Here is a 7,374-nt window from a genome sequence, read left to right as displayed (position 1 = left end):
CGTAGTAACCATCAGATTGGCAGAGCCCTCCTAATCAACCGGGAACCCCTACACCCCGCTCAATTCCGAAGCGCCGGTTATGTCATGGGCTCGCGGCAGGCTGGAAGGGCCGCCGGGATGGCGGCATCAGCCAACTCCTTCAATCAAGGCCCGGCCTCCAAGCTGCACGATGTAAACGATCGACTCGATCGGCTGGTCATGGTGGTAGAGGCAATGTGGTCGCTCCTCGAAGAGTCCGGGTTCACCAAGGAGCAACTCGACGAGCGCATACGGGCGATGGACCAGGTCGACGGAACCGAGGATGGGCGAGCATTTCGCCAGCGCCTCCGCTGTCCGAGTTGCGATTCTGTGGTCGTCGAAGGCATCGGGAACTGCCAGATCTGCGGCACCGAGGTCGGTGAGGCGAGCCCGTTCGCCGGAATCTGACGCGCCTTTCGGGCCACAACTGCGGAGCGGTGTGAAACAATGTCCCGGTGGAATCTCGACAGCACCTGGGGGCCGGACCCGATCACTGGGATGCCGTTCATCGAAAGCGAGATCCCGACCAGCTCACCTGGTTTCAGCCGATGCCCCGCCTCTCGCTGGGTCGCATCGAACGGTCTGGAGTAGAGCCGTTCCAGCGCATCGTCGACATCGGCGGCGGATCTTCCCTGTTGTGTGATGCCCTGATCGAGCGCGGGTACCGCGATGTGACCGTAGTCGACATCTCCGGCGCCGCGTTGACGCACGTCGAAGCCAGGCTCCAGGGAGCCCGTGAGTGCGTAACGCTCATCGAGGGCGATGTGGGCACCTACCGCGGCGACCGACGATTCGACCTCTGGCACGACCGGGCTGTGTTCCATTTCCTCACCGAGGATGACGAGCGCGACCGGTATATGAGAACCATGGAGTCGAACCTCGCAGAGCAGGGCCACGTTGTTATGGCCACGTTCGGTTTGCAGGGACCGTACATGTGCAGCGGGCTACCGGTTCGACGCTACGGCCCCGAGAGTCTCGCCGCCGCCCTCGGAGGCCGGTTCCATCCGGTGACGTTCGAAGAAGAGCTGCACGCCACGCCGGCCGGCGGTACACAGCATTTCCTCTACGGCCTGTTCAGGCGGGTCGACTGATCCGGTTCCCAAGTCGGATACCATCGCCTATTGCCCAAAGCCTTTGACTGTCGCCTGTTGCCATCTGCGGTCAGCCGCCGGCGATCGAGATGATCTCGTCGGCGGTGATCACAAAGATGCCGTTCGTCGTGACCACCGGGCCGCCGAAGATGGAATCTCCAACTTTGAACTGCCACAAGGCAGAGCCGGTCTCTGAATCGACTGCGTAGACCGTTCCGTCTTGTGTGCCGAAATACACGACGCCTTCGGCAACGGTCGGAGGGGTCGTGATGCGGCTCCCGGCAGTGAATGGTCCGTCCCAGACGTTCGCAGCCAGGGTATCGAGATCCCAGGCCATCAGGAAGGAGTTCTCAGCCGCGTAGACCGTTCCGTCTGCGTAGGCGGGGGAGAGCGGAGAGTCGATCTGGTCGACGATCAGGCGAGGTGCCGCGTTGCACCGGTCGGTAGGGATCACCAGGATGGACCCGTCCGTCGGAATGATCACCTGATTATCGGCAACGACGGGATGACTCGAGGGGCGCATGCCCGTGGCAATTGGGGTGCAAATCGGCTCTCCGTTGCTCAGCGAGATCAGATGGAGGCGGCCGTTGTCGTCCGCCGCGTAGATAGTTCCGTCGGAGATGGCCGGGGTGTGAAAGAACGGCGAAACGTAGGTATTGGGGACCGGGTAGCGCCAGACGATCTCGTGGTCGCCTCCGACCGCGATGACAGATCCTGATTCAGTCGCCACGATGATCTTGTCGTCGGCGATGAGTGGTGCCGCCGACACGTCGGATCCCAGATTCATCTGCCAGTGTTGTGAACTTCCTCCGCCGAGCGCGTTGCGCGAGTACACGGTGCCGTCCTCGCTGACCGCGATGAGGCGGGTGGCCGTCTCACTGGTTCCCTCCGGCCCGGTCGAATAGGTGAACTGCCCGACCGCCGGTGCGGTCTGCATCCGGCCGTTGGTCTGCATGGTGAATCGAATGACTCCGCTGGTCTGGTCGACGGCGTAGACGACGTCGTGGGTGGCGCTCACCACGTAGAGAAACCGCCCGTACGCGATGGGGTCCGCCCCGAAGAAGCCCCCTGGTCGGACGGGCTCCCAGTAGCTGCCCGCGAGGTTTCGGAATCCTCCGTTGGTCTCGCCGGTGAGAGCTATGTTGCCCCTGAAGTCGTTCCGCCCGTACACCCCGAGATCACCGGGATCGATGATCAGTGGTGCGCCTGTAATCGTCGGAAGGGTCACCGTCGTCGTGGGGGCGAGGGAACTTGCCGTTGGCTGGTCGGTTGGTGACTCGTCTTGGAAGAGCAGATACCAGGCGAGGGCGTTGGTGGCCAGCAGCACAACGATCGCCGAGAATGCCAGGATGGGCCAGACCCGGGCAGGCTGTCTCGAAACTGCCGGACGGTGAGGCCGTTCGAGGGTCGGAGGCCTCATCATGTCCCTCGCCCGCTAGTCGGGTTGCTCAACGGAAGTTTGTTGATTCGCGTGCCGTGGCAGAGCGATTGGAGTTGCGCATCCACGACGTCCCCCTTCGCTTCGCATCAACACTACGCGGCGTCGGGATCGTGCGACGACCGTTTTTGCGCGGCAAATGCCGGGTCCGGCGAGACATTGCCGCGCAAAAACGTGTGGGATGGCCGGCTAGCCGTTCACCCAGGAGTCATGAATCTCCACCGTCTGGACCGCACCGGGCAGGTTCATCCACGAGTCGTGGACTTCGGCCGGCTCCGAGTCGATCAGCACGAGCGCCAAAACGATGCCGGCGGTGATGGCTAGAACCGCAATCAATAACAGCGCCAGGTTCCTCATCGTCGAGGATACGTGGGCCGGTGGTAGTTGCTCCCGGACCGCTTCCGCGGTCTCGACGGGAGCCTCACGTGTGAGCGTCATCACGCCCTCCTTCCGACCGGTTCCCCGGGCGGAGCTAGGCACGTCTGTGCCCCCACCTCGTTGCTTCCGCCCGTTGAACGGGCCTATAGACAGCATCGCGCCGGCGCGATCCGCGGGCAATCGTTTTTGGTGGGTTTGATTGTTGAGTCGTCAAAGGTCGACCGTATCCCAATGGCAGGCACGGCACTATCGGTGGATGCCACCTATCTGGCGGCTTGGCATCCCCACCTCAGGGGCGCTCCGAAGCCCCCCTGAAGACACGAGGAAATCACCGGATCGATGCCCGGGGATTTCCGTCGGTGGGGATGGGACCGTGGCAGGATGGCAGGCACAGGAGGTTTCGATGCCGGTTCGCTATGAGTCACGAGGAAACGTGGCACTGATTTCGATCGAGCGACCCGATCGGCGCAACGCCATCAACCTGGAGACGGCCGAGTTGCTGGGTGACGCTTGGCTTCGATTCGACTCCGATGAGGAGGCGTGCCTGGGCATTCTCACCGGCGCCGGGGGTGTGTTCTCATCCGGCGCCGACCTCAAAGACTTCGACCTCGTCGACCGTCCCGAGGGGTTCCTCGGGTTCACGAGAATGACCGTCTCGAAGCCGACGATTGCGGCGGTCGAGGGATACTGCGTGGCGGGCGGCCTCGAAATGGCCCTCTGGTGCGATCTGCGGGTCGCGGGGGAGGGGGCGGTCTTCGGGTGCTTCGAGCGGCGCTTCGGGGTGCCGCTGGTGGATGGCGGTACCCAGCGGTTGCCGCGTCTGGTCGGGTTGTCGCGGGCGATGGACCTGGTGCTGACCGGTAGGCCGGTAGATGCCGGCGAAGCTCTGCGCATCGGACTGGCCGACCGGGTGGTCCCGGACGGCACTGCGGTGGCGGCGGCGCTCGAGTTGGCCGCCACCATTGCGGCGTTTCCCCAGCCGACGGTTCGCTCCGACCGGATGGCGATGCTCGAAGGGCTGGGGCGGCCGCTCGCAGAAGGTCTGGAAATCGAACGCCTGCACGGCCTGGGCGTTCTCGACCTCGCCGCCGAGGGCTCGGAGCGGTTTGAGAAGGGCGCCGGTCGCCACGGCGGGGGCCTAGTTTGACGCCTACCAGCGGAGCAGCATCGAACCCCAGGTGAAGCCGCCTCCGAAGGCGGCGACCGCCACCAGCATGCCGGGTTGGAGCGTGCCGTCTTCGACGGCGTCTCGCATACCGAGTGGAATCGTGGCGGCGGTGGTGTTGCCGTATTTATGGATCGTGTTGTAGACCTTTTCGGTCGGGATCCCGAGCCGCTGGGCGACTGCCTCGTTGATCCGCAGGTTTGCCTGGTGGAAGAAGAACAGGTCGACGTCATCGATCGTCACTTTGTTGGCCGTCAGGGTTTCTCCTATGCCTTCCGACATCCGCTTCACTGCGTTCACGTAGACGGATCTCCCGTTCATCTGTGGGTACTGGTCGCCGCGGTCGAGGTGGGCGTGGGTCACGAGCCCATCCGGAAAGGCCATCCCGGGAGAAGGGACCCACAGGTCCTTGGCGCCGGTGCCATCGGCATGCAGATGGGTGGAGAAGATCTGCGGATCGTTCGAAGTTCCGGCCTCCGTGGCTTCCACGACGACGGCGCCTGCGCCGTCCCCGAACAGGACGGTGACGTCTCGTCCTTCGTCGCTGATATCGAGACCTTTCGAGTGGATCTCTGCACCGATCACCAGCACCGTGCGGTACATGCCGGTCCGGATGAACTGGTCGGCGATCGATGCTGCGAAGACGAACCCGGTGCACTGCTGGCGGATGTCCAGGGCCGGAATCTCGCTGATCCCCATCTTCGTCTGGAGGAAACAGGCGGTGCCCGGGAAGAAATGGTCGGAGCTGAGCGTCGCAACGATCAACATGTCGACGTCCTCGTTGGCGACTCCGGCCGACGCAAGCGCAGCGTTGGCGGCTTCGAGCGCCAAATCGGATGTGGTGGTCTCGGGATCAACCCAGTGGCGTTGATGGATGCCGGTGCGCTCGACGATCCACTCGTTCGATGTATCCATCAACTGCGCCAGGTCCTCGTTGGTCACGACCCTGGGGGGGACGAAACCGCCGACTCCGGTGATCCTCGATCGTACCCCTGCCATCACGTCGTTCCTCCTGGTGATCAGTCCATGGTAGGCAGGGAACGGGCTCTCCTACTGGCCGGCCGACCTCCACGCCTCCCGGAGGGGAACCTTGGCACCGATTCTCAGTATCGAACCCCTGTACACGCGCCCACCCAGCCGGATCAGCAAGTAGGTTGCTGCGACCACCAGCGCGATGGAGATCAGCATTTCCCAAGACGGAACGTCGGTCAGCGAGGCGCGAATGGGCATGACGAGCGGCGAGAGCGGAGGAACCATCGACCCGATCGTCGCCAATGTGCCGTCCGGGTTCTCGAGTGCCGCCAGGGAAACGAAGTAGCCGGGGAGGAGCAGCATCACCGGGAGCATCCCGACGCTCTGGGCATCTTCCTGTCTCGACACCGTTGCTCCGATCGCCGCATAGACGACGCTGAAGAACGCAAAGCCGAGCAAGTACCAGAAGACGATCCAGAGCAGCACTCGCATGCTCAGCGCTCCGAGGTCCACGTCGGCGATATCGAACATGCTCACCATGAGCAGCGAGGCGCCGCCCAACAAGATGAGCTGCACGAGGCCGAGAACGCCGATACCCATAACTTTGCCGGCCAGCAGCTCATGTGGTCGGACCCGTGACAGGACAACCTCGACCACCCTGGACGATTTCTCCTCCATCACTCCCATCATCACGAACTGTCCGAACATCAGGATCGAGATGTAGAGGATGAACGAACCTGCGTAGGCTGCCACCTGTTTCGGCCCTGCCTCCGGGTCGGGTTCGTTGAGCGTGCGGGAATCGAGCGGTGGCGGGCTGAGCAGTGAGGCGGCTTCGCCGGTGCTGAGGCCGAGATCGGCGATAACTTGCCGGCGGTCGATGCCTTGGACGGCGGCCGTGATGATCGAAGCTAGCTCCAGCGATGGTCGCTCGTTCCAGACGAGTTCGATGCCGTCGACGATGAGAACATCGGCGCGATCGTCGGCGATGGCGGCTTCGCCCTCACCGGTATTCAGGTATGAGGTGAGGTCGACCGTCTTGTCGAACGCCCCGGCGGATTCGGACAGCGCAGTTTCGAGTCCGCCCGGTCGGGTTCCGACCAGGCCGATTTCGTAGGCTGGCGCATCACGCATCTCCATTGTCATGAGTGGCCCGACCGCGGCAACGAGCCCGATGATGACAACCATCGACACCAGGAAGGCGCGGCTCTTGGCACGTTGCAGGAAGTCGCGTGAGGCGACGAGGAGGATCTGGCGGAAAGTGTTCATCGCCGCACCGCCTCTCTGAAGATGTCGGAAAGCCGGGGTGGTTCAACCGCGAACTTCGTAACCGTTCCGTCGGCCTGCGCCTGTTCGAGGAGCTGGGCGAGGTCGGTCTGACGGTCGATCAGGTACCGATTGCTTCCGCGAGCGTTGCCGAGGAACTGTGCTCCGGCACTCTGCGGCTTCCACTCGTGTCCGTTGACGGTCACTTCGAGGTGGAGGAACTCGGATCGGCTCTTGAGTGTCTCGAGGATTCCCGAGACCATTACTCGACCGTGGTCGATGATGACGACGTCCTCGCACACGTCCTCGACGAGGTCGAGTTGATGGCTCGAGAACACGACGCCCATGCCTGAGTCGGCGAGCCGGCGCAGGATGTCGGCCATTGCCTCGACTCCGAGTGGATCGAGACCGGCGAATGGCTCATCGAGTACCGCCAGTCTTGGCCTGTGGACGAGCGAAGCTGCCAGCTGGACGCGCTGCTGGTTGCCGTGCGACAGCTCCTCCAACTTGGACAGTGAGCGATCGGCGAGTCCGAGTTGGTGGAGCCAGATGGACGCTTCGGCGGCGGCATCCGACCGGCTGAGCCCGGAAAGCCGGCCGAAATAGGCGAGTTGCTCCCCGATCTTCATCTTGGGGTAAAGCCCTCGTTCCTCCGGCATGTAGCCGAATGTGAGGCGGTCGCGATGGTCGACGGGTGTGCCATTCCAGGTCACCGAACCGGCATCGGGATCGACGAGGCCAAACACGCAACGCATCGCCGTGGTCTTGCCGGCGCCGTTCGGTCCGAGGAATCCGACGATCCGTCCGGGCGCCACGTCGAAGCCTGCGCCGTCCAGCGCCACTACATTGCCAAACCGCTTGTGAAGGTCAACCAGCGAAAGCAACCAGACCTCCCGACTACTCCGCCACGTTGCCACGTCTGTTAATCGGAGCACAGGGTCCGGATGACCGTTCAGGGGACCAATCGGCCCTTCTTCTAGTGGTCCGTCGCGGATTTGGTGACTTGGTCTCCTGCCGGACGATCCCCGCTGTGGCAGGGTTCGTGGCAC

The 7,374-nt window shown here is 63.4% G+C and carries 8 protein-coding genes; 3 read left to right on the top strand and 5 right to left on the bottom strand.

Annotated elements, in window-relative coordinates; all coding sequences use genetic code 11:
- Positions 1-426 (top strand): hypothetical protein (locus P1T08_17815; GenBank protein MDF1597939.1); only part of this gene is annotated, 426 nt, incomplete at its 5' end.
- A 47-nt stretch (positions 427-473) separates the two neighbouring features.
- A complete protein-coding gene (locus tag P1T08_17810) occupies positions 474-1,109 on the top strand; it encodes a class I SAM-dependent methyltransferase (protein MDF1597938.1) in 636 nt (211 codons plus the stop codon).
- 70 nt (positions 1,110-1,179) lie between these two features.
- On the opposite strand, the gene P1T08_17805 is transcribed toward P1T08_17810, so the two are convergent.
- Both P1T08_17805 and P1T08_17800 read right to left on the bottom strand, forming a co-directional pair.
- Complete coding sequence (locus tag P1T08_17805; GenBank protein ID MDF1597937.1) at positions 1,180-2,532, bottom strand: PQQ-binding-like beta-propeller repeat protein; 1,353 nt, start codon at positions 2,530-2,532, stop codon at positions 1,180-1,182.
- A 204-nt stretch (positions 2,533-2,736) separates the two neighbouring features.
- A complete protein-coding gene (locus P1T08_17800) occupies positions 2,737-2,985 on the bottom strand; it encodes a hypothetical protein (protein ID MDF1597936.1) in 249 nt (82 codons plus the stop codon).
- Between the two features lie 343 nt (positions 2,986-3,328).
- Between P1T08_17800 and P1T08_17795 the strand changes: the two genes are divergently transcribed.
- Positions 3,329-4,072, top strand: a complete 744-nt coding sequence (locus P1T08_17795) for a crotonase/enoyl-CoA hydratase family protein (protein MDF1597935.1) — start codon at positions 3,329-3,331, stop codon at positions 4,070-4,072.
- Positions 4,073-4,075: 3 nt separating this feature from the next.
- Here the strand turns inward: P1T08_17795 and P1T08_17790 are convergent, their stop codons facing one another.
- The 3 genes from P1T08_17790 to P1T08_17780 are packed head-to-tail and all read right to left on the bottom strand — an operon-like array spanning position 4,076 to position 7,242.
- Positions 4,076-5,089, bottom strand: a complete 1,014-nt coding sequence (locus P1T08_17790; GenBank protein MDF1597934.1) for a ketoacyl-ACP synthase III — start codon at positions 5,087-5,089, stop codon at positions 4,076-4,078.
- Positions 5,090-5,140: 51 nt separating this feature from the next.
- Positions 5,141-6,328 (bottom strand): ABC transporter permease, encoded by a 1,188-nt coding sequence (locus P1T08_17785; GenBank protein MDF1597933.1) that lies wholly within the window; start codon positions 6,326-6,328, stop codon positions 5,141-5,143.
- Positions 6,325-7,242, bottom strand: coding sequence for an ATP-binding cassette domain-containing protein (locus P1T08_17780; GenBank protein ID MDF1597932.1), 918 nt, complete (start codon positions 7,240-7,242; stop codon positions 6,325-6,327). Before P1T08_17780 ends, P1T08_17785 begins: the two co-directional genes overlap by 4 nt.
- Between the last annotated feature and the right edge of the window lie 132 nt (positions 7,243-7,374).

The organism is Acidimicrobiia bacterium, assembly GCA_029210695.1.
In the GTDB taxonomy this organism is placed as follows: Bacteria; Actinomycetota; Acidimicrobiia; order Spongiisociales; family JAHEDJ01; genus JAHEDJ01.
Note: the sequence above shows the minus strand (reverse complement) of the source record. Positions and strands in the feature narration are given on the sequence as shown.